The organism is Burkholderia sp. SJZ089 (assembly GCF_007828315.1).
Classification (GTDB): domain Bacteria; phylum Pseudomonadota; class Gammaproteobacteria; order Burkholderiales; family Burkholderiaceae; genus Burkholderia; species Burkholderia gladioli.
The window spans coordinates 14,000-36,435 of sequence record NZ_VIUM01000032.1 but is presented as its reverse complement, the minus strand read 5'-3'; the positions used below and the strand labels follow the sequence as shown (position 1 = coordinate 36,435).

The 22,436-nt window shown below is 58.5% G+C and carries 14 protein-coding genes and 3 pseudogenes; 10 read left to right on the top strand and 7 right to left on the bottom strand.

Annotated elements, in window-relative coordinates; translation table 11 throughout:
* Positions 1-257: 257 nt before the first annotated feature.
* Positions 258-1,250 (top strand): IS5 family transposase, encoded by a 993-nt coding sequence (locus tag FB600_RS35265; RefSeq protein WP_145758164.1) that lies wholly within the window; start codon positions 258-260, stop codon positions 1,248-1,250.
* Positions 1,251-1,494: 244 nt separating this feature from the next.
* On the opposite strand, the pseudogene FB600_RS35260 reads toward FB600_RS35265, so the two are convergent.
* A pseudogene (locus tag FB600_RS35260) lies at positions 1,495-1,908 on the bottom strand (transposase); the annotation flags it as partial.
* 498 nt (positions 1,909-2,406) lie between these two features.
* On the opposite strand from FB600_RS35260, the gene FB600_RS35255 reads away from it, so the two are divergent.
* Positions 2,407-8,598, top strand: a complete 6,192-nt coding sequence (locus FB600_RS35255) for a YadA-like family protein (protein ID WP_145758165.1) — start codon at positions 2,407-2,409, stop codon at positions 8,596-8,598.
* Between the two features lie 1,796 nt (positions 8,599-10,394).
* Entirely contained in the window at positions 10,395-11,147 is a 753-nt protein-coding gene (locus tag FB600_RS35245; protein WP_145758167.1) for a response regulator transcription factor, read from the top strand.
* Positions 11,148-11,559: 412 nt separating this feature from the next.
* Here FB600_RS35245 and FB600_RS35240 read toward each other — a convergent pair whose 3' ends face one another.
* The 3 genes from FB600_RS35240 to FB600_RS35230 all read right to left on the bottom strand — a co-directional run bounded on the left by FB600_RS35240 (position 11,560) and on the right by FB600_RS35230 (position 16,572).
* Complete coding sequence (locus tag FB600_RS35240; RefSeq protein ID WP_145758168.1) at positions 11,560-13,899, bottom strand: ATP-binding protein; 2,340 nt, start codon at positions 13,897-13,899, stop codon at positions 11,560-11,562.
* Positions 13,900-13,905: 6 nt separating this feature from the next.
* Entirely contained in the window at positions 13,906-14,802 is an 897-nt protein-coding gene (locus FB600_RS35235) for a response regulator transcription factor (protein ID WP_145758169.1), read from the bottom strand.
* A 351-nt stretch (positions 14,803-15,153) separates the two neighbouring features.
* Positions 15,154-16,572, bottom strand: coding sequence for an AAA family ATPase (locus FB600_RS35230; protein WP_244102828.1), 1,419 nt, complete (start codon positions 16,570-16,572; stop codon positions 15,154-15,156).
* 249 nt (positions 16,573-16,821) lie between these two features.
* On the opposite strand from FB600_RS35230, the pseudogene FB600_RS35225 reads away from it, so the two are divergent.
* Positions 16,822-16,908 (top strand): annotated as a pseudogene (locus FB600_RS35225) (H-NS family nucleoid-associated regulatory protein); the annotation flags it as partial.
* 66 nt (positions 16,909-16,974) lie between these two features.
* On the top strand, positions 16,975-17,697 hold the full coding sequence (locus FB600_RS35220; RefSeq protein ID WP_145758171.1) for an IS6 family transposase: 723 nt from the start codon (positions 16,975-16,977) through the stop codon (positions 17,695-17,697).
* Positions 17,698-17,766: 69 nt separating this feature from the next.
* Here FB600_RS35220 and FB600_RS35215 read toward each other — a convergent pair whose 3' ends face one another.
* Positions 17,767-18,234, bottom strand: a complete 468-nt coding sequence (locus tag FB600_RS35215; RefSeq protein ID WP_145758172.1) for a hypothetical protein — start codon at positions 18,232-18,234, stop codon at positions 17,767-17,769.
* Between the two features lie 691 nt (positions 18,235-18,925).
* On the opposite strand from FB600_RS35215, the gene FB600_RS35205 reads away from it, so the two are divergent.
* The 5 genes from FB600_RS35205 (at position 18,926) to FB600_RS35185 (ending at position 21,513) form a co-directional block, all read left to right on the top strand.
* Entirely contained in the window at positions 18,926-19,339 is a 414-nt protein-coding gene (locus FB600_RS35205; RefSeq protein ID WP_145758174.1) for a PAAR domain-containing protein, read from the top strand.
* A 3-nt stretch (positions 19,340-19,342) separates the two neighbouring features.
* Positions 19,343-19,840, top strand: coding sequence for a DUF4123 domain-containing protein (locus FB600_RS35200; RefSeq protein WP_145758175.1), 498 nt, complete (start codon positions 19,343-19,345; stop codon positions 19,838-19,840).
* Positions 19,833-20,300: a hypothetical protein gene (locus tag FB600_RS35195; protein ID WP_145758176.1), complete on the top strand. Its 468-nt coding sequence runs from the start codon at positions 19,833-19,835 to the stop codon at positions 20,298-20,300. Before FB600_RS35200 ends, FB600_RS35195 begins: the two co-directional genes overlap by 8 nt.
* Positions 20,301-20,406: 106 nt before the next feature.
* A complete protein-coding gene (locus tag FB600_RS38100; protein ID WP_310638593.1) occupies positions 20,407-20,775 on the top strand; it encodes a restriction endonuclease fold toxin 5 domain-containing protein in 369 nt (122 codons plus the stop codon).
* Positions 20,776-20,778: 3 nt separating this feature from the next.
* Positions 20,779-21,513 carry an immunity 52 family protein gene (locus FB600_RS35185; RefSeq protein ID WP_096753118.1) on the top strand — a complete coding sequence of 245 codons (735 nt, stop codon included), beginning with the start codon at positions 20,779-20,781 and terminating at the stop codon, positions 21,511-21,513.
* 45 nt (positions 21,514-21,558) lie between these two features.
* On the opposite strand, the gene FB600_RS35180 is transcribed toward FB600_RS35185, so the two are convergent.
* Both FB600_RS35180 and FB600_RS38265 read right to left on the bottom strand, forming a co-directional pair.
* A complete protein-coding gene (locus FB600_RS35180; RefSeq protein WP_145758177.1) occupies positions 21,559-22,293 on the bottom strand; it encodes a hypothetical protein in 735 nt (244 codons plus the stop codon).
* A pseudogene (locus FB600_RS38265) lies at positions 22,290-22,418 on the bottom strand (hypothetical protein); the annotation flags it as partial. The pseudogene FB600_RS38265 and the gene FB600_RS35180, both read right to left, overlap by 4 nt.
* Positions 22,419-22,436: the final 18 nt, after the last annotated feature.

Here is a 22,436-nt window from a genome sequence, read left to right as displayed (position 1 = left end):
TATTGATTATCTTGCTCGCCCTTCGTTGGTGGTCGCGATAAATCTTTATTGGCGTGTTGAGCTTGAGTTGGCGTGGTTGATCGAGGGAATGTATAAATAAAATTAGAAAATTTTTGGTAATTTCTTGATGAAGCGATTGTTCCGTAAAAACCTTTTTACATTAGCGCTAGGGAAACACTGATTAATCCGGCTCGGTGGTCATCGCTGACGCAGCCGAGGACGTTGTAGAAGATAGTTCACGGAACGAGCCCACGACGATGAAACGGCAAACGAGCTTTGCGGAAGCGGAAAGCGCGGACAAGAAGCGCGTGACCCGGCGCCAGCGTTTTCTGGACGAGATTGAGAAACTCGTGCCGTGGTCGCGATTGCTGACGGCAATCGAGCCGTACTACCCGAAAGGAACGCGCGGGCGCCCGCCGATCGGTCTGGAGCGGATGCTTCGAATCTACTTCCTGCAGCAGTGGTACAGCCTGTCGGACGAAGGGCTGGAGGATGCGCTGTACGACAGCATCGCGATGCGGGCCTTCGCCGGGATTGATCTGGCCGTGGAGAACGTGCCGGATGCGACCACGCTGCTGAAGTTCCGGCGCCTGCTTCTCGAACATGACCTGACGCGCAAGCTGTTCGACGAGATTGGCATATCGCTGTGCGAACGCGGGCTGATGATGAAGGAAGGCACGCTGGTCGATGCGACGATCATCGAAGCGCCGCCGTCGACCAAGAACGCCAAGAAGCGTCGCGATCCGGACATATATCAAACGAAGAAAGGCAACGCGTGGCACTTCGGCATGAAGGCCCACATCGGCGTCGATGCCGATTCGGGGCTGGTTCACAGCGTGGTCGGCACTTGCGCCAACGTGTCGGATGTTTCGCAAGCGCACGCGCTGTTGCATGGTCATGAACAAGAAGCGTTCGGCGACGCGGGCTATATCGGCGTAGACAAGCTCAATGAAATGAAGGGCCAGTCGGTGAAGTGGCGCGTGGCGGCCAAGCGAGGAAAGATCAAGGCGATGCAGGATCGTGCGCTGAAGAATCTGATGATCGCGCTTGAGCGAACCAAGGCGCAAATCCGCGCGCGGGTCGAGCATCCGTTCCATGTTGTCAAGAACCTGTTCCGCCATCGCAAGGTGCGCTACAAGGGACTGGCGAAGAACACGGCGCAACTGTTCAGCCTGTTCGCCTTGGCGAACTTGGTGATTGCGCAAAACCGGTTTCGGTCGGTTCACGGGAGTAGTCCGTCACCTGTATGAAAAATGCAGGAAATGAGGCGCTTTCCCGGGGCAAACTTCCCCGAATTCGCTGCGCTTCACTTCGGCATCCGGAATTTGCGCGTCAGCATCGACGACAAGCTCGCGCGTTGGCCTATTAATCAGCGTTTCCCTAGCGACGCCTGTCAGATTTTTCCGGTGAAGGTCGAGGATGCTGGGCGATATGAATGGGGGTGGTGGCGTATCTCATCATGATGGAATCATAGCGAGGTGACCTTAAAATTTACTAAGAGGCCACTTCAAAAGGCTGCTCGATACGCCTGAAAATGTTCCAACAGACAAGCGAGCAAGTGAGTTTCAGGAATGTTTCGAGAATGTCAGCACGTCGCTCGAAGCAAGTGCGTAGGCGACGAAAACTGTGGAGCCAGGAGTGCGTGCGTTCGACCACCCAACGATACTTGCCGAGGCCGCAGCCGTGTCCGGTCCGGCGCTTGACGATCACTGGCTGGACGCCGCGATTGCGCAGGGCTCGCCGATGCCGCTCGGCGTCGTATTCGCGATCGGCGTAGGTCACGCGAGATCGTTGAATTGGGTGGCCGAGCAGGCCGCGAATCTATGGAATCGCGTCGACCGGCGGCAGCAACTGCGTAACATCGCTGACGTTCGCGCCAGTTAGGATCGCGGCCAGGCGTGTGCCGTTCCCGAACGCAATTCGGCAGCATTGCTCCGTGCCTACAATGAAATTGTAGCGGATTTTAAATTTTTGTTGCCATTTTTATGAGTCCGTCTATTTTTCTGAAATTTTTATGAATTGATTGAGGCGAAATTTTCAGGTGTTGAATGGGATTGAAAATGAGCTATTTAAAAATGGAAATAGGCGAAGTCTTATCTCGGGAGGGGGCTCGGACAATGGGATGGTAACTTTGGGACAATGTGCTATACGGCAAAGTGCGCCCGGAAAGGATAATTTGCACCTCATTTCGATTGAGCCGGTGATTGTCGTGGTTTGCATTTAAAGATGCGGATCGATTCCGGTACGGTATGAGCTGGATCATGAATTGGAGCGTTGGTTGCCGTATTTGCATCGCTTGCGTGCAATCGGTCGGCATATGAATGAGCATGATGATTCGATCGCTTGGTAGACGTGGCAAGCCTTTGCGGTAACGAAGCGCTGGTTTGCATTGGGTTTTTGAGGAATATGATGAACAAGTCGTATAAAGTGGTGTGGAACGCGTCCAACGGCACTTGGGCGGTTGCCTCTGAAGTCGCGACATCTCGAATAAGCCGGCAGTCTTCGCGGAGACATCGAAAGCAGTTCATGAATGCGTGTGGCCGAAAAACCGCTGCGGTGACGGCGGGTGTGGTTGCCGTAACTGCCATGTCATCTGGGGGGGTTTGGGCGGGTACTGTAATCGCAGGTGGGGGTAGCAAAGGGTCAAATATTGATGGGGGCACGAACCAGACTTTTGGAGGGTTGAGCAAAAGCTATATCGGGGCGGGTCCCCAAGGGAGTGTCATAACCGGCGACGACGATTGCTTGAGCTTGGCCAGTCAGCGGCTGGTCATGAGCAAGGCAAATCTGAGCTGGTTGCTTGGAATGACATCGCAGGTTACTAGACCCGATGCCGCGCACCCGGCACCAACGACAATCAACGGTGTGCAAGTTGGTTACTACGATGCTAATCCCGACATCATGGGTGGCGGAAAAACGAACCCGATGAGTAGTCAGGCTACCCTTGCCTGGGGGTTCAACTCGTTTGCCGCAGGATGTGGAAACAAGGCTTTAGGTGCGGGCTCATCGGCGACCGGGATGCAGAACCAGGCGAAACTGGCAGGCTCGACGGCAAGCGGGATCGGGAACGATGCTGCCGGAGCCGGGGCCACCGCGATAGGGCTTTACAACGTTGCTTCCGGCACGGGTAGTACCGCGATTGGAATCGGCTCAATCGCCACTGGAGCGGGCTCGGTCGCGTTGGGCAGCGGTGGGGACGGCGCGCCTGGCCTCACAACGGTCGCCAGCGGAGAGCATTCGATCGCCATTGGTGGGGATGCGATCAGAGGCGCTCAGGCTATCGGCGACGACTCGATCGCTTTGGGGAGCAGATCCAGGGCCAAAGGGAAACGTGCGATTGCTGTCGGCTGGAGCGCGGCTGTCGAGAAAGCGGGTTCGGTCGCGATCGGATCCGCTTCAGTTTCGAAGCGAAGTAATGAGGTTTCGGTTGGCTCCGAAGTGCTGAAGCGCCAGATCACCCATGTCGCCGACGCAACCGAAGCAAGCGACGCGGTGACATTCGGGCAAATGAACAAAGCGTTCGCTAATGTTTCGCTGAACGGCGACGGCGTGAAGTATGACGATGTGAAACGCGCCAGTGTGACGTTCGGGGGGGGGGCGGCGTCGGTTCCCGTGCAGTTGAAGAACGTTGCAGCTGGCGCTGATGATACGGATGCTATCAACCTTTCGCAATTGAACCAGGTGCGTGGTGAGATCACTGGTGGCCTGGCAGACGGCTCGCTGGGAATGCGGTATATCAAGGTCAAGGCAAGTGGCGCTCATGCTATGGCCGTGGGAGCAAATTCGGTTGCTATTGGTTCGGGAGCAAACGCGACTGCAAGCGGAGCATTGGCGTTTGGCATGGGGGCGCGCGCGACCGCACTGAACTCGGTGGCTATCGGTTTAAACTCCGTTGCTGACGAGGCGAACCAGGTTTCGGTTGGCGATGCGGGGCATGAGCGCCGTATTTCGCATCTGGCGGAAGGTGTCGAAGGGAACGACGCGGTTAACGTCAATCAGTTGTCCAATGCCATCGAAAAGATTTACGATCGGACCGACAAACTGTCTTCGGATCTGAAATCCCGTAAGGACCTGCTTGTTGCCAACATGTTCTCTGGGGAAGTTCAGGCTACACCGAGTTTTGTAGCGGTTGACGGCATGGGAGCGGACGGGAGCCTTGAGAATAGCGCAAGTATTGGCGACGGCGATCCGACTAGCGTGAGCGCGGCAGCGATGGGCTTGGGTTCGGCAGCGGCTGGTGCGGATGCGGTCGCAGTTGGTTTGCGAAGCTTCGCGCTTTCGTCCAAGTCGGTAGCGATTGGCAACATGGCGGCGACGGGTGCGGATCAGCCGTACTCAGTGGCGATCGGTTCAGAGGTCACGACCAATGGATCGGGAGCGCTAGCCATTGGCTCGCGGGCGAAAGCGAATGCCGTCAACGCGATCGCGGTGGGCAACAACAAGGTGTACGCGCTGGGCGATAGCTCGATTGCGATAGGCGACGGCGCGCAATCCCTCGAGGGGTCGACCAATGGCGTTGTGCTGGGCAGGAGCGCGGTCATTCAACCGAACGTGACCGACGCAATGGCGCTTGGCGCCAATAGTAGCGTTGACGACGGCGCGAGCAGTGCGGTGGCGCTGGGAACCGGTTCGAGGGCGAATCGAGCGAATACCGTCTCGGTAGGCGGCGGTGTGGCCGGTGTGCGCCAGATCGTCAACGTGGCGGCGGGTACGCAGGGTAACGACGCTGTGAACGTGAATCAGTTGAACGGTGTGGCAATGGTACTGGGCGGTGGCGCGGGCATCAGTGCCGACGGTAGCGTGAAGGCACCGGCGTACCGCGTGGGCGACAAGACGTACGGGAATGTGGGTGATGCGATTGCGGCAGCGGCGGAGAGCGGCGGCGGTGGCGTGGATGCGAATGTGGTTGCGTACGACGACGCGACGAAGGGTTCGATCACGTTGTCTGGCGAGAAGGGCACGACGCTGAAAAACGTAGGGGTGGGTGGGGTGAGCGCGGCGAGTACGGATGCGGTGAACGGTTCACAGCTGTTCGGCACGTCGCAGAGTGTAGCCAATGCGCTCGGTGGCGGTTCGAGAGTGGATGCTGCTGGAAAGCTAACGGCGCCGACATATTCGCTGAACGGTGGCATGGTGACGGCGCATACCGTTGGAGAGGCGATGTCGAATCTCGACGGTCGAGTGACAGTCAATGCATCGGACGTTATAGGTCTGAAGGATCAGCTTGCGGAGTCAGGCCTAGTAGATAACGACACGGGCAAGACTAACGCAGCGGTGACATACGACCGTGAGCCTGACGGCACCGTGAATCATGACTCGGTGACGCTGGTCGGCATGGATGCGACGAGTCCGGTTGCACTGCGGAACGTTGCGGCGGGCGGGGTGAGCGCGACGAGCACGGATGCGTTGAACGGCTCCCAGCTGTTTGGCGCATCGCAGAGCGTAGCGAGTGTGCTGGGTGGGGGGGCGACGGTCGACGCGGCCGGGAAGCTAACAGCGCCGACATATTTGCTGAACGGCGGCACGGTGACGGCACGCTCCGTCGGAGAGGCGATGTCGAATCTGGATGATCGCGTGGTGACGAATGCGTCGGACGTTGTAGGCCTGAAGCATCAGCTTGCTGACTCAGGCTTGGTGGACAACGAGACGGGCAAGATGATTGATGTGGTGACGTATGACCGGATGTCGGACGGCACGGCGGATCACGGCTCAGTAACGTTGATCGGCAGAGATATGACGAGCCCGGTTGCGCTGAAGAACGTGGCGGCGGGCGCGGCCGACACCGACGCGGTAAACGTTGGCCAGTTGAACGCGGGGATGTCGAACGTGAAGCGCGAACTCTCCGAGGGTACGATCGATTTGAAATACATCAAGGTTAAGGCGACCGGGGCAGCGGCGATTGCGAGTGGTAACCAGGCCGTCGCGATCGGCTCTCGGGCTGCAGCTGGTGGCCAGAATTCGCTGGCGCTGGGTGCTGGTGCGCGTACCCAGCAGCCCGGATCAGTTGCGATCGGTGCGAATTCCGTCGCTGACCAAGCGATGACGGTGTCTGTAGGCGATGTAGGCGCCGAGAGAAAAATCGTCAATGTGAAGAAGGGGGATGTCTCGGCGAGAAGCACGGATGCAATCAATGGCTCGCAACTGTATGACGCGTTGGGAGCGTTGAAGTTGAGTGTCGCTACCCAGAAATCCAATTTGCTATCCGAGCTGAATGCGATTGCATATCATGGCGCGGGAGGGTGGGTAGCGGTTGACGGCATGGGAGCGGACGGGAGCCTTGAGAATAGCGCAAGTATTGGCGACGGCGATCCGACTAGCGTGAGCGCGGCAGCGATGGGCTTGGGTTCGGCAGCGGCTGGTGCGGATGCGGTCGCAGTTGGTTTGCGAAGCTTCGCGCTTTCGTCCAAGTCGGTAGCGATTGGCAACATGGCGGCGACGGGTGCGGATCAGCCGTACTCAGTGGCGATCGGTTCAGAGGTCACGACCAATGGATCGGGAGCGCTAGCCATTGGCTCGCGGGCGAAAGCGAATGCCGTCAACGCGATCGCGGTGGGCAACAACAAGGTGTACGCGCTGGGCGATAGCTCGATTGCGATAGGCGACGGCGCGCAATCCCTCGAGGGGTCGACCAATGGCGTTGTGCTGGGCAGGAGCGCGGTCATTCAACCGAACGTGACCGACGCAATGGCGCTTGGCGCCAATAGTAGCGTTGACGACGGCGCGAGCAGTGCGGTGGCGCTGGGAACCGGTTCGAGGGCGAATCGAGCGAATACCGTCTCGGTAGGCGGCGGTGTGGCCGGTGTGCGCCAGATCGTCAACGTGGCGGCGGGTACGCAGGGTAACGACGCTGTGAACGTGAATCAGTTGAACGGTGTGGCAATGGTACTGGGCGGTGGCGCGGGCATCAGTGCCGACGGTAGCGTGAAGGCACCGGCGTACCGCGTGGGCGACAAGACGTACGGGAATGTGGGTGATGCGATTGCGGCAGCGGCGGAGAGCGGCGGCGGTGGCGTGGATGCGAATGTGGTTGCGTACGACGACGCGACGAAGGGTTCGATCACGTTGTCTGGCGAGAAGGGCACGACGCTGAAAAACGTAGGGGTGGGTGGGGTGAGCGCGGCGAGTACGGATGCGGTGAACGGTTCACAGCTGTTCGGCACGGCGCAGAGTGTAGCCAACGCGCTCGGTGGGGGAGCGTCGGTGAGCGAGGACGGAACGATCTCCGCACCACGCTATTCGCTCGCAGGCGGTTCGGTGATGGTGAACGGTATAGGTGCGGCAATCAGCAACCTCGACGAGCGCGTTACGACAAATTCGGGCGACATTTCGAAGCTAACGGACGCGATTGCGAACAGTGGTGTGATCGATCCGAAAACCGGACAACCAGTCGCGACGGTGACCTACGATCGCAACGTTGACGGGTTACCGAATCGCGCGTCCGTCACGCTAGGGGCTGCTGGCAATGCCGTCGGTCTACATAACGTCGCGAATGGGGCGGTAACGGCCGACAGCCTCGACGCAGTGAACGGATCGCAGTTGCACCGTTCCGCTCAGAGCATCGCTCGCGCGATTGGTGGCGACACGACAGTCGACGAGAGCGGGCAGATTGCCGTCAATTCGATTGAAGTGGGCGGTCACAAGTACTCGACCGTGTCTGAGGCGGTTCAGGCCGCAGCGGTGTATGGCGCGACGGATTCGTTGGCGGTGCGTTATGACCTCGATACCCAAGGGCACCCAAACTACGGTTCGGTCACGCTAGGTGGGCCGGCGGCGGGGCCGGTGATTCTCGCCAACGTTGCCGACGGCAAGAACCAGTACGACGCTGTCAACTACGGTCAGCTTTCGTCACTGAAAAGCGATTTCGAGAACCGGCTGGACAACGTGGACAGTCGCATTGGCAAGATCGAAGTTGTCGGTGGCGAATCCGGCAGACGTGTTAGTGACTTTTCGGCGGGTACCGGTGATAACGGCCAGAGCCTGACGCCGGCTAATCCTGGCAACGGTAGTAATAACGTGGCAATCGGCTCGAACGCGACGATCGAGGATGGGGCGAGCAACGCCACTGCGATTGGTGCGAATTCCGCGGTGGATGGCATGGGCGGGACGGCGATTGGTGCTGCCTCGAAGGCGCACGCGGCGAGCAGCACAGCGATCGGCCAGAGTTCGACTGCCCGGGGCGAAAACAGCGTTGCGATTGGTGCGGGTGCCGTCGCGAACGAGGACAACACGGTCTCGTTCGGTGACGGCTCCGATCGAGGCAACCGCCGGATCGTAAACATCGCGGATGGCGTGAACGCGTCGGATGCGACGACCAAGGGACAGCTCGACCGTGCGGTCGGCGGGCTGCAAGATCAGGTCAACGGAGTGTCGCGTAATGCTTATTCGGGCATAGCGGCAGCTACAGCGTTGACTATGATACCTGGCGTAGATCCGGACAAGACGCTGTCGTTCGGCATCGGAAGTGCCAGCTACAAAGGCTATCAGGCGGTGGCGTTTGGCGGGGAGGCTCGCATTACGAAGAACCTCAAGATGAAGGCCGGCATAGGCCTGTCGAGCGGCGGTAATACGATTGGCATGGGTGCTTCGTACCAGTGGTAAGCCTACCGCGGAGCGGGAGCCCGCTCCGTTTTATCGAGCCGGCGACCCGCGCTGTTCGCCTCTGACCGATACATCCCGATGGCTGAGAAAGCGGGTGATCTCCATGAATATCCAGAATCCGTCTTCCCATAAGACGCCGCTTGTGTAGAGGTACTGGCGGTGTATCGGTATCGATGTCGCCTGGCTCGGTTAGCGGGCCTATTCAGGCTGGCAGTACATGCTCGAACGGGAGGCTCGACAAGAGGCAGTGCCGTCCCCTCGTTTGAGCAGAAAGGAGAGACTGACGCGCAGACCGCAAGCGCTGGCAAAGCGATAGGTGGCCACTGAGTTCATCGATAAATTGACTGCGCGGGCGGTCGTTATGTAGTGCGGTGGAATCCGGGCATCTCGATTCGTCCGACGGAGTCGCGCGTTGGATGGCAGGAGCAAGCTGGCCGTGGGTCATCTCGATCCTGACTGGCCGGCTTGCCGATGATTGCGTTCGACGTTAGCACCGGGTAGTGGTTTTGACCGAGGAAATGTTTATTGGAACGTCGAGTGCACAAAGATCAACCGTCTATATCATGAGCATGCAAGATATCGCCGATCGATTTGCGGTCCCGGTCGCGAGGCCCTTTTCTAATCTGCCGCCGCCATATGGTCGGGGAAGCGCTCTGTTTGTAACAAGCCATCGAGCCGGATTACGCGTGTTTGACTTGCGTACATTGCACGGACCACGTGCACGTTGCGCCGCCGATTTTGGCTCGGAGAACCGCGCGTGGCTGACGGTAAATCCGCCGCGCTGCCGGTCACGGCCGTTGTTGGCCGCCAGCCTCGCGTTTACGTCGTTATGCGTTGCCGCGACGTATATTCTCGGCGCTCGCCATGGGCCGTCCTCGCCGGACACCGTGTATCTAGCGGCAATTTCGATGGCGCCGGAGCAGGGCGCCAAAATGTCGGCAACACTAGGTGTTGATACATCGCGGGAAATCTCTTCTGAGGTCACCTCGCCTGTTTCGGCAGGGCTTGCGAGGCGTGTTCGCGAGGGCATGTCGTCTGGGGGAGGGGGGCGTGTTATTGGTGAACTTGAAGGCCTGGATGTGCGGCCAAAAGCTCGGGTACTTACCACGTCTTCAAAAACTGGCCGAAATCGTCGGGCCGGCTTGAGGCGTGCTTCGACACTGCGCCCGGCCGAAGCGGTTGGTATGACCGAGACCGGCTTCGCATACTGGTTCGATGCGACGCATGAGCCCGCACATCAGGCAGGGGCACGGCCAGTGCCCGGTGAACTGGATTTCGTCTTGACCCACCAAACACGCTTGATTTCGCGCTGAACGTGTTCGGGCCGTGGTGGTTGTCCGTGCGTAGTCGCGCAATTCAGAAATAGTTGAAGAAGTGTGTCGCATCCGTCGATCTTCCCCAGAATGTCGTTAGGCAGGACATTGTGCGGGTTTTAGTGCGAAAACGTAAAGAGCGATCCCGATGCCGGAGTGTGGCCGCCCTACGACGATCAAACGATCTGGCCTAATGGTTTGCCTTCATCGCGGAAAAAACCGATCCCAACCGATCTGCGCCAAATCCATGGCGCGCAAGTAATTAAATTAAGGTGCTTTTATTGGGCAACAATCCACCTAAGAATGAGAATTTTCTGGGTGGACGGGCCTGCGTCAAGTGCTAGTGTGTGTGGCGCGGATTGTGGTGGTTCAATTCCAGTAAAAGGGGGCTCGGGTGATGCGGCGGTTAGGGCTGGCTAAGCCTATCGTTTAATTACGAGAGGGTGAGATATTGTCTGGATAATATTATTTGGAGTGCTCCCGATGAAATTGGTTGATCGTGAAAATTTTGTTGGGGAGGTGTGTGGCGCACATCCTGCAAGCGGCGAGTTTGTCAATTTTTCGATGAAGAAAATTAATATCGTAATTGCGGATCCCTATCCGATGATTGTCCAAGGCATACGTCACGTCTTCGAGAGCGTGGAACATATGCATGTCATTGCCGACACAAACTCGTTGTCGGGCGTAGCTTCGCTTTTGGCTAATTATAGGGTCGACGTTCTGGTATGTGGCTATTCGTTTGGCGATGATACGATTCCCGACGGAATAAGGATGGTTGAAAGAATTAGAAGGAACTATCCGCATGTCAAGATTGTACTCCTGACGGAGATCAAGGATCGATTGTTTGTTCGTCTAGCGATGCAGAAGGGGGTGTCGGCGCTCATCACTAAGTCCAGCGACGATTCCCTCTACTTGCCGAAGATAGTGGAGCGCGTTATTCGTGGAAAAAAATATCTGGATACCGGCATAGCGGGCGAAATTCTTTGTGATTCGATTGATGGTGGTTCCGACAGGAGAGGGCGAGCTGGAACGTTGTCTCCGCGCGAGTTGGATGTGGTGAGACTCTTCGAGAAAGGGATGGCGGTTGGGAAAATTGCAGTGAAACTCAACCGGAGCAGAAAAACCATCAGCACGCAAAAATCGAGCGCGATGAAGAAGCTCGGGGTGAAAACAGATGTCGAGCTTGTGGATTCGGTGAGAAATATGCTGTTGCGAAATTCAATGGGTGATGGTTGATTGAAATAATTTTGGCTGGCCTGCGACGTTGTCTAGTTGCGACAAGTCGGGAAATTTTTAGGGCAGGTTGACGACGGTCAATCTGATTCACGTAGGCGACAACAACGTGTGAATTCACTGATCATGTGCTAATTTTGATCCATTGAATTAAGGTCTGCTTAATTTCATGATCGGAGTATATTCATTGTCCCAATGAGGACGTCTGTGTCGTCAACCGAAAACCAAACCGGCGGAGCTGCCGGCGGGTCCTGCCAAGTTGCTGGAGCAGTCCAGGCAACAGCCTGATGACAGTCGATGCCATCAACGTCGCCACAGTGGCGCTCAAAGAGACGCTGACCGAGCGCACGTTATGTGGCGAGATAAACGACATCCCGATCAACGTCACCGATGGGCGGCAAGAGGCGGCGACTCGTCATCCCGCCCGCATGGCTGGCATCCGGATCACGAATTCAGTGCCGATCCCGAGCCCGCTCGATACAGTAACTTCGCCACCGTGCCGTTCGATCACTGTTTTCACGAACGGCATCCCTAGTCCAACCCCGGCGTCGGTATCGCGTCGGCGCTGCGCTTGGAAGAACGGCTCAAACAGCTTGCGCACGCTGTCCTCCGACATACCGATGCCCTGGTCCTTGACATGAAGTGCGAAACAATCGCCGCGCTCAGCAGTTACCCATACCTCTATCGTCGTATGGGCCGGCGAGTATTTGACCGCATTGTCGAGCACGTTGACGAGCGCGCGTTCCAGCATACCCGGATCTCCGAGCACCAGTGCGTTGTTGCCAACAACACCCGGACCGACAAGCGCGATGGATTTCTGTTGCGCTTGGACACAGATACGGTCGATCGCTTGCCCTGCGACGTCGTCTAACAGAATCGGCACGAAACACTCCCGAACGAGTTGTTCCGCACGCGACAACTGCACGAACCCGTTAGCGACGCGCAGCGAATAGTCGGCCTGCTGGCGTAGGTCGCTGAGGAAGGTTTCGTCGACGCCAGCGCTGATACTAGAAGCGGGCACTTCTAGACCGCGCCGCTCGATAAGCGCCAGAATTGACGACAGCGGACTACGCATGTCATGGGCGATATGACGCAGCATCAACTTGTCGTGCGACACGACGCTCTTCAGGTCAGCGACGTCGATCAGACAGACGAGGTGTGACACGGCTGCTTCGTTGTCGGCAGCCACTTCCGTAGCAGACTCTCCCGCCCCCGCCGACAACGGCTCGCAAATGAGCGTGTGTTCACGGCCATTCCAGTTCACTTCCCGAATGAAATTGCGATGGAACCGAATACTCTCCGCGACTAGCGCCTCGATCTGCATGACGGCGCCTCCCATCGCTGCCTCCTTCGTATTTGGCGTACTCAGCACGTCGGCCGCCTTCGCGTTCCACACTGTTACTTTGCCGCTCATAGTCAGGAACACCGGATACGGCAACTGATTGATCACGTCGACATAGAGCCTCTGCCACGCCCGGATCTGTCGCATCGCCGCCTTCACGTTATGCAATTCCCCACCCTCCCAAAGTACCGGTGTTTGATGCGCTCGAGCGTTCTGCACCGAGCCTATCGATGCTGAAATTACCCGTAACTCTGCGAGTTCGCGGCGCAGCAACGCCACCATCCTTCCGTGTCGCTCCCACGCAAAAAAACCGTAAATCAACGGGCACATGATTGGCAAGAATCCAACCGGCAACCAGATATGAAAAGCCAGCAGCAGCAGCGGTACGACGAACACCAGCGTGCTCCACCCGATTGCTGCGAAGTGCATTCTGCGCCCAGGTACAAGCATGCAGATCAGCACGAGACCGAGCGTAATCAGAATGTAGACCGGAATAGTTGTCGAGCTGGGCATCCTGCGGACCAGATGGCCGTTCTCGACAGCCTCGGTAATCAACGCATCGAGCTGCGCACGGGATACGTCATCGGTATTCAGCGATGACACTTGAAAGCTCCCTTCCCCCAGCCACATCGAATGGCCGACGAAGACTATCTTTCCAGCAAACGCCATATCGGGTATCCGTCCATTCAGCACGTCGATATACGAGTATTGTGGAAGATCTTCCGGGTTGTGCAGGCTCGTCAGCACCGTGTCGGCACGTACCTGTCCGACTGCGACTGCGTGCGGTTGCAGATATCGTTTCGGATCGACAGGGGGCGTCAAGCCTGCAACGCGGAGCGCTTCCAGCGCCACGTGTGGATAGATGCGGTCGCCCACCCGAACATAGGGTACGAATCCGTCGACGACGCCGAAATGCCCGATCGTTATGTCACGCTGGCCAGTGCCTGCCGCGACGGCGCGAAGCGTCGAGTCTGGAGAGAGCATTGCGATGGCGTCGCCCCGCTTGTTGCAGTCCGGAAACGTCAGCACGACTCGTCCGTTCTCGCGCATGCCACGCAAGAGAGCCGCGTCGTTGGAGCAAGGCGCAAACGGAAGATCTAGCACGACTGCTCGTGCGTCTTTCAGGCGAGCGAGAAACCGCTCCGGTTGATCGAGCTGGCTGTGCATTCCAAGCGCGCCTACCGTTGGCCCATCGATATTGACGACGACAATCTTGCTGGAATGCCCGCGCTCGTAGAGCTCTCCCATTGCATCAAACAGGATCCGGTCGAGTGCCCCGGAAACGACGCTGATGCCCGGATACCCATTCAAGCATGCTACTGCGACCATCGCAACGATCGTTAGACCTCGTATCGGGCCGAGCCGCGTCAGGCTCTTAAAAATCCGATGTGCGAATCTGGATAGGTCATTCATTCACGATTATCTCGCGCTATCCGAGGCTCGTTCGAGCCGATAGCCATAACTGTAAACCGTCGTTATAACCATGCCGCTCTTCTGAGCACGCAGCTGTAACTTGCTGCGCAGTCGGCTGATGTAGGTGGCAAGCAGCACGTCCTGCTTACGGCCGAGATCCCGCTTCCGTTCGGCCAGTCGCGCATCCAGTTCATTGATACGCGCCATCAGGTAAGCGCTCCGCGCCCGCCGCTGGTCTTCGTCACCGTCAAGTGCGTCGAGTTCGGCCTTCAATGCATCACTCTCGTCCTTCAGCGACGACACCGTTTCATCCTGTTCGGCTTCGGTGAAGCGGCGCAACACTTCTTTCTTCACGATGCTGCCGACGTTTTTGAACAGACAATAGGCCAGATCGAATTCACGCTGTTGGAGCTTCGGCTGCTCGTCGCCTCTCCATGTGACGCGTAAGGACGCTGGATCCAAGACATAATCGCCACATACGAGACGTTCCGACGCCTGCAATTTAGGGTAGTACTTGCGCAACTGGGCAGCGATTCGGGCGAGCAGGACCCTTTCTTCCAGTGGCTTGACGATGTAGTCGTCGGCGCCCTGATCAAGGCCATGCACGATATCGCGTGCATCGTCGTACTGTGTGATCATCACTATCGGCAATGCATATTGCAGCCGGGCGCGCACACGCTTCAGCACGTCGATACCCGACGTGCCAGGCACGTCCCAGTCGAGTAGCAGCATATCGAACTTCTCGTGCTCGACGAGTTCGAGGAACAGGTCGCCGTCATCCTTTACTACAGCGTGATAGCCGGCGTTTTCAATCCATGTTGCGAGTGCCTTCGCCTGCGCAGTATTGTCTTCCAGTACAGCGATACGCATTGCAGAAGCGTAATCCGGATGTGCTGCGGTCATGGATTGTTCCCGTCGAGTCTGTCAGCGTATCTGAAATTTTAAGATACGCACTTGTCGGATATGGTACCAGCCCGTTAATTCATCAGATCAGTGATCCGCCAAAAAACTCAAGCGTGTCAGGTCTAACAGCCCGATAACATCTGATGCATGATCCGATTACATCAACCGTCACGAGGCTACACTCGGTAAGAATGTCGGCCGCCAACAGTCTATATTACATGAGAGTCGGCCCACATTATTCCAAAGTAAACTGATTATATCGGGCAACTCCAAAACCTACATTCCTTGAGAATGCCGCGCCGATACAATAGACGCGACATCTGCTTCACTACGTAGTATATGTTGCTGTGATCAGAAGCATTGATTACTTACCGTTCGCGTCTGCGTATTCTTCCGTTCGGGTGCGGCACCCAGGAGCAAGTGAGTCAGTTTCCCCCCTTGTGTAAGCATGTCCCGCAGTACATTTTCGGCATCCTGCATATTGATTTTGCCCTGCGCCTTTCGGGCAATGCTTTGCTGAGCCAGACGGCGAACCAGTTCCTTGATGAAGGCTGCGCTCACACCTTCAGTCTGCTCCACCACAGTCGAGATCACATCTGACGAGATGCTCATCTGCGCGCCGTACAGTTGAAGAAGACGCGTTCTGCAATCCGCATCAGGCGCAGGGACTTCGATCGCCTGATCGACACGTCCCGGCCGGGCCGACAGCGCCTCTTCGATTTCTTCCGGCCGATTGGTCGTGAGGACGAACAGAATCTCCGCGTCCTGATGCAGGCCGTCCATTTCGTTCAGTAGCCGGTTGAGCAGACTTTCTTCGGCCGGTCCTCGCATTTCGTTACGTTGCCTTCCGATGAGATCAACGTCCTCGATAACGACCATACTGGGCTGGAGCAAACGGGCCAACTGCATGTAATTAGCGAGCAGAGCGACCTGATCAGCGCTAATCAGGAGGGTAGTATGTCCTGGCAGGTTGCTTGCAAGATATTTGATGGTATGAGTCTTTCCCGTTCCAGGCGGCCCGTAGAGAAGAATGCCTTTCTGCAATGACTGGCGCAGTGCCTTCAGTCCTTCCCGGGCCAACGCAAATTCAAAGATATTCCGTTCAATCGACTGCATGGTTTGCGGTGACAGAATGACAGCATGACGTGGTACGGCAGGTAGTCGATGCACGACAATCGCTTGGGCCTTTCCGGAATAATCTTCGCCTGCTTCGATAGAGATGACTTTGCCCCGGTACAGGTGCGATTCGCGGACTGCCTGTTCCAGGGCTTCATATACCTCGTCCCTGAAGGTCAATCCGCGAGCATTGGGAAGGCTGACAATTTCTATGCTGCTGATCGAGGTATTTCGGTCCTCGACATGTTGCTCGAACACCACCGCAGCTTTCAGATCACCATCGCGTATCAGCCACAGGCCATTGTCAAGGACAGCGACTGGCTTGTCGTAACCAACGTCAACATCCCGATATTTTACGGGCGCAAGCGATACGGCTTCAGACATTCCTCCTCGGCTACGGACGAACAACGAAGAAACCGTGAGCGGGAGTCGCTCGTGAGCCTGATTGAGCCCCAGAAGACGCGGAGCAAATGGGGACAACAGACGCGCAAGCGTTTCCTGGAGTTCCGGACGGATGTGATGGGGGAACTGTCGTTGCGAGGAAACAAGCTCTTCGGGAGATCGCCCATCAAAATGCTCGATCAACGCTTCGTACGCAAACTGCTGCCTTGTTTGCTCGGTGGGCTCTCTATTAGCATCGGCAAGCTGGTTCATGGAGTCTCTCATCATGATTTCCTGATAGATCACGGGAGAAGCTCAGACTAGCGGTTCAGGTGGACAGTTCAAAAAATCGAACATCTAACCGAAGGCCGAAATCGCACGCTCATCCGTCGCGGTAATCGCGCTACTGGGGGGCCAGTCACCGTGCAGAATATCCGTTTTGCAAATCAGCGTCGGATTATTTTGCATGCTTGAGAATAGTGTGCGGAGACCTTTGACGGCTCTCGCACGCCGAAATACTGGGATCCGGAATCGGGCAAGACCTGGAGCGGGAAAGGTCGGGAACCGGCATGGATCGCGGGTAAGGATCGGCGCGCGTTCGAACTCTGACAGCAGATAGACGAGGCCTGCGAGCGGCAATGTCAACTTGAAGCGCCCAGCGGATAGAATGGGGAAATGCCAAAGACCCGCAACCCGTTTCACGGCTACCGCTTCCCGGCCTCGATCATCAGCTGCGCGGTACGCTGGTACCACCGCTTCAATCTGAGCCTGCGCGACATCGAGGAGTTGCTGCTTGAGCGCGGTGTGACTGTGACCTACGAATCAGTACGCAACTGGTGTGACCGGTTCGGCGCGCAGTTTGCCCATTGCACGAAAGCCGTGCGCGGCAGGCCGGGCACGACCTGGCATCTCGATGAACTGTTCGTGAAGCTGCGCGGCGAGCCGTACGTGCTGTGGCGCGCGGTGGACGAACATGGGATCGAACTGGACGTGCTGCTGCAGAAGCGCCGCGACAAGGCGGCCGCGAAGCGCTTCTTCAGACGCATCCTGCGCGCAAACCCAGTACCCCGGAAGATCGTCACCGACCAGTTGCGCAGCTATCCGGCGGCAAAGGCAGAGGTGCCCGAACTGGACGGGGTGAAGCACGTGTTTGTGAAGGCCTGTGCCTGGCTGAACAACCGGGCAGAAAACAGTCACCAGCCCACGCGCCGGCGTGAGCGCCAGATGCAGGGGTTTCGCGATGCGTTGCGCACCCAGGCTTTCCTTTCACGTTTCGGTCCGATCCGGCAACACTTTGCGCTACCCCGTCACTGCATGAGGGCTGCGGATCACCGCACCCGGCTGAAGGGACGCATTGCCGACTGGTACCGCTGGAGCGACGCAGGCTTCGCTCGATAATCAGAAGGACTCCTTTGCATTACCAATTCGAACAGCCTCCAGCACTGAACTTGACAAAGCCGCCGGGCGCTACCGCCGCGCCGGCAGCTGGCTGAATGATTTTCCGTCGCGTAGGCGCTCGAGCCGATCGAGCGCCTGCCGTATCACCGACAGGGGCGTAGTGCGAAGCTGACCGTCATGCCAGGCGATCAGCGAGGCCATGAGCTCATCAGTCTGGGCGTCGAGCATCCACTCTCCACTGGCTTTGCCGCGCTCGAGCGCGGCGTTGATGCCACGTTCCGCCGCGACCAGGACTTCGGCGCGAATCTCATGTCGCCGGGCTTCGTCGATGAAGCCCGCCAAGACCACCAGCTGTAGCAGGATGGCAAGCCCGTGCGCGCATCCCTGTCGCATGCGCAGGGCCTGGAAAGCCGTGTGATATTGCAGCGACAACTCTTCAGCGTGTCGCTGCGGCAGCGGGAGTAACAGCGTGCGCTGTAGCCTGGCGCTTGCCGATGGCTGGGAGCGTCGCTGCGGGTTGCGGTGTTGTCGTGCCATGGACCGTTTCCGACGAGTACCGGCGGCCGACTAGGATGCCGTGGCGCTGGTGTTGCCGACCGGTAGGGCGGCGTCGACCAGGTCGATGTGCGCGCCTGGTGATGATTGCTGTCGCCCCTCTCGTCGACTCCCATCGTGGGCCGATCGGGCCAGGGTGCGCTTGACGCGCTGCAGCCGGGATCGCAGTGCCTCGGCCTCGGCCGGGCGGACTGAATCGGCGACAGCGGCTACGCGCGTAACGAGCGCATCGAGGTCCTGTCCGTCGCCCCCGGCAGCCGGCGGCATCGAAGCGGCCGGCCGACTGCGCCGGTAGGCATCTAGCCACCGAGACAGAATTTGGCGTTCCTCGGGCACCAGCGCGGCGGCCAACGAAGCGGGTACCTCGCCGTCGGCATGAAAGACGCCAAGGACCACGTGGCGCGTCCGTCCACGCGGCCGCGACCGCACGTCTCGTCCGTCGCCATCCGGTGAATCTGCCCGCATCACCTTGATGAGCCTTCCCTGTTCCCGAATCAGCATCTGTCGTCTGGTCTCCACGAGAGCCGTCGAAGCATACCGCATCAAATTGACGAAAACTGCAAAGCCTGGTCAGAAATCCGCGGGGTGAGCCTTCGGCGACCGGATGGCGTCGTGCCGGTGCCGCCGGCATGGTAGATTCTCGGAAAATCAAACGAAATGAGAGAGAGGGCCGATGTCACAACGAGCCATGATCTGCGTCGGCGACACGACGACGCACGGCGGCCGCGTGCTCGATGGGGATGCGTCCGCGACCATCGAAGGCAAGCCCATTGCCGGGGTTGGGCACAAGGTCATGTGCCCACAGTGCAAGGGCGTGTTCCCGATTCTGCCGGATGCCGGGCGGGTGATTCCGCACCAGATTAACGGGCGCGATACGGCGGTCGCCGGCATGAAAACCGCCTGCGGCGCCACGCTGATCGCGTCCCAACATGCCATGTCGCTCGACGACATCGGCGCGGGCGTGGCGTCGAGCGGCGCGGCGATCGCCGCGCCCGTTGCTCAGGCACTGGCACCCTCGCCGACACTTTGCCTGGAGTGCCTGAAGGCAGCGGCCGCCAATGCCGCGACGATGGTCACGCGCGGGTGACGCATGGCTCCCACGGCGATTCAGGCATTCTTTGACACCCGGCAACAGCAGATCTCGACCACCGTGCGGCTCTATGCCCTGGTCGACGGCCTGCTCTATGCCGACCGGGCCGGCGTGCCGCAGCGCTCGCAGGCATCGGTAGCGCTCTTCGACCAGACGCCTGATGCGCCCTTGGCCGACGCCGGGCCGTGGCTATTCGACTATGAGCTCGCCGATGGCGCGACGCGCGCGGGCCTTGCCTCGCTGGCCGCCGGCGCGGGCGGCGTCTCGTGGTTGATCAGCGCCTATGGGATCGACGCGCTCGCCGACGAGCTCCGGCGGCGCCTCGACGCGCGACTTCCGGATGGGCGGACGGCCCTGCTCCGGTTCTACGATGCGCGGATCATGCCGGACATCGCCGCGATGATGGAATTCTCACAGCGCATGCAGTTCTTCGTTGTGGTTTTCGACTGGCTCGTCGAGCGTGACGGGCGATTGACGGGAGTTCACCCCCATGCTTGAACTGACGAACGAACAGGTCGCGGAACTGGCCCGCATCGACGCGCGGGGCTATGTCGATGGGATTCGCGCGGACCTGGTCGCGGAAACGCCGGCGCTGGCCAGCGACACGAGTTTGCCGACGCGGCTCTGGAACGCCTATGTCGCGGCCCGCCGATATGGCATCCAGTCGGACGACAATGTGGCCGCGTTTCTCCGGACCGAGGCCTACGCGCCCCAGTTCTACGATAAGCCGGCGTTCCGTGCATGGGTGACTCGACCTGGTCGCTCGCCCGACGAGCGATTCCACGACTACCTGCGCGTCATGAAATGGCGTATCGAACACCAGCACGACGAAGGAGGATCTGAACATGGCGGGATTTCTGGTACCGGCGATCGAAGGGGCAGTGGTGGAGCTCGGACCGGTCTTGGCGCGAGCTGGAACCGCCTTATTGGGCGGAGCCGCGGTAGCGGGAACGGCTAGTCTCTCGGGTGACACGAAACAGGATGCGAGCAAGGCCACACCCGCCGTACGCGCCGTGCCTCGCACGGGAGAGAGCTGCAAGAAGTGCCCTCCGGAAGCCGGTGGCATGCAGCGCCGCAACTGGAGCATGAGCGACAACTCTCGCGAATACCAAGGACGAGTCACCGGACTCCCTTACAGCATTGCAGAACGGTGGAGCATGGAGTGGGTCTGGGAGCGCGACTTCGACGGCTTTCGACCGGAAGAATGCCTGTTGCTCGAAGCGAAAGCGAAGTACGATCAGTTTCTGAACAAACAAGATGTCCCGTACACCGGCGCCTTCGATGATATGGAGGAACAGGCGTTTGGTCAGGCAGCTGTCGTCAACGCGAATCCGCCAGCGCGCCTGAAATGGTATTTTCAGACCGAGCGGACCTGGAGCTACATGAGAGTTCCGCTGGTCCGTCTTAAAATTGAATCAGAATGGCTACCCTGAGATATGGAAATCGTCGCTCAATTTCGCAGCTCTCCCGACTTTGCTCAGACCGGCGACTTCGCGGCGCATCTGGTCAGAGCGTGGCCGGTGGTCGAGGTCATGTCGAAGCGGGACGAACGCTTGGGTAAGTGGTGGCTGAAAGCAGATACCGAAGAGGAAGCACGTCTCTATCCGATGTATGAAGAGCCTGGTGTGCCTTCACCAGCGGTCCTGGCAGTTCTGGCGCAGCGTTACAGCAAGAAATTGAATCTTCCCAAGGTATTTGGTTTCTGGAATGGAAGGATGGCTGAGGGCGACAGCGCAACGCTGAAACTTGCGATCGATACGAGACCGCTGCCGAGCGAAGTCGAGATTGGCCTCCCGTCGAAGCTCACCGGATTAGCGACTGCCAACGGTTATGAGGATGTTGCAGAAATCGTCGCCGGAATCGTCGCGGTATATGACCCGGTCTACGTCTCAGTTTCCTCCCGAGACTACTTTCCCCGTCAGGTGTTCGACGACAAGCCCGGCGTGGGCTGGATGCTGTATCTGCCCAAGGTGGTAACCACGCAGCAGGTGCCGGAAGCGCGAGCCTTGATACCGGTTCCGGGTGCTGGAGGAAAGCAGAGCGGCACCCTTATCGTGAGTGTCATCGATACCGTGTTTTCGGTCGACAACGCTGAGCATGTCGACGCGGCCAATCGCATTGAGATTCGCCTGGTCGACCAGGATCTGCTGCCGCGTTACTCAGATATCTGAAAGAGAAGGGCCCGCGTGTTGCGCGGGCCCGTGAGCTAAGCCTATCTAGCGGTGGTTGCCTTCGGAGAACACCACGGCATCCGGGTGGACGTGATCGAGCAATGACCACCACCAAGGCGGATCCACGCAAACGCGGTGCTGATCGCCGTCGCCGTCATTGTCGCTAACGTGAATCTCGATGCAGCGATCGGACGACAACATGGCCTGCACCAGGTCAAGGTCGTGTCGTCCCGACTGATGAGCGACGATGTTCAGATGGGACAGATCCAGCGCATACGGCACGCCTGATGCAAAGAGCGCTTCGTATTCCGGCCAGGTCGAAAGCAGGTACGGTGCCCCGTGCGTCGGATACATGCCCTCGATGCCAACTGGCGAACCGAAGAGATCGGCGCAGCGCCGAGCAAGCTCGAACAGTTGAGAAAGCGTCGCACTAGCGCGTCGCCCAGGATGCAGGGTGAAGGCGTCCGCATCGAGCAGCCGATGCAGTGTCGCTGCGTCACGGAACCAGGCATCGCGCCGATCGAAATCGGCCAGGTCGACGAGCATGAACTCGTCCCAGATCCGCACGTTCGCGTGCATACGAAAACGCGTATCGGGAAACGTCGATCGAAGCATCTCGATGACGTCGGGCGTGAGGCGCTCTCGGCTTTGTGGAACCAGCTGCACATAGTCGAGAGACAGGTTGCCGAAGAGTGGCTCGGACGGTGGCGATGTCAAGCGGGCGCACACGTCGCCATACGAAAGGCCCGGAACACTGGCGAGAGAGGTGGTGATCTTCACAGGTCGTGCTCCGAGTAAATCGACTCTGTGTAGTAATCACGGTGCTCGTTCCATACGCGAGACGTATCGACTTCGAGATAGACCTCGCCTGAGCCACCATCGTTGTTTTCGAATCCAGGGTGATAGCGGTTTACGACGAGGTC

Bases quoted from the DNA above. Each gene is read 5' to 3' on its own strand.
- FB600_RS35200 (WP_145758175.1), top strand. From the start codon at position 19,343: ATGGCTCCCACGGCGATTCAGGCATTCTTTGACACCCGGCAACAGCAG.
- FB600_RS35195 (WP_145758176.1), top strand. From the start codon at position 19,833: ATGCTTGAACTGACGAACGAACAGGTCGCGGAACTGGCCCGCATCGAC.
- FB600_RS35245 (WP_145758167.1), top strand. From the start codon at position 10,395: ATGAAATTGGTTGATCGTGAAAATTTTGTTGGGGAGGTGTGTGGCGCA.
- FB600_RS35255 (WP_145758165.1), top strand. From the start codon at position 2,407: ATGATGAACAAGTCGTATAAAGTGGTGTGGAACGCGTCCAACGGCACT.
- FB600_RS35215 (WP_145758172.1), bottom strand. From the start codon at position 18,234: ATGGCACGACAACACCGCAACCCGCAGCGACGCTCCCAGCCATCGGCA.
- FB600_RS35220 (WP_145758171.1), top strand. From the start codon at position 16,975: ATGCCAAAGACCCGCAACCCGTTTCACGGCTACCGCTTCCCGGCCTCG.
- FB600_RS35265 (WP_145758164.1), top strand. From the start codon at position 258: ATGAAACGGCAAACGAGCTTTGCGGAAGCGGAAAGCGCGGACAAGAAG.
- FB600_RS35185 (WP_096753118.1), top strand. From the start codon at position 20,779: ATGGAAATCGTCGCTCAATTTCGCAGCTCTCCCGACTTTGCTCAGACC.
- FB600_RS35205 (WP_145758174.1), top strand. From the start codon at position 18,926: ATGTCACAACGAGCCATGATCTGCGTCGGCGACACGACGACGCACGGC.
- FB600_RS35235 (WP_145758169.1), bottom strand. From the start codon at position 14,802: ATGACCGCAGCACATCCGGATTACGCTTCTGCAATGCGTATCGCTGTA.
- FB600_RS38100 (WP_310638593.1), top strand. From the start codon at position 20,407: ATGCAGCGCCGCAACTGGAGCATGAGCGACAACTCTCGCGAATACCAA.
- FB600_RS35240 (WP_145758168.1), bottom strand. From the start codon at position 13,899: ATGAATGACCTATCCAGATTCGCACATCGGATTTTTAAGAGCCTGACG.
- FB600_RS35230 (WP_244102828.1), bottom strand. From the start codon at position 16,572: ATGAACCAGCTTGCCGATGCTAATAGAGAGCCCACCGAGCAAACAAGG.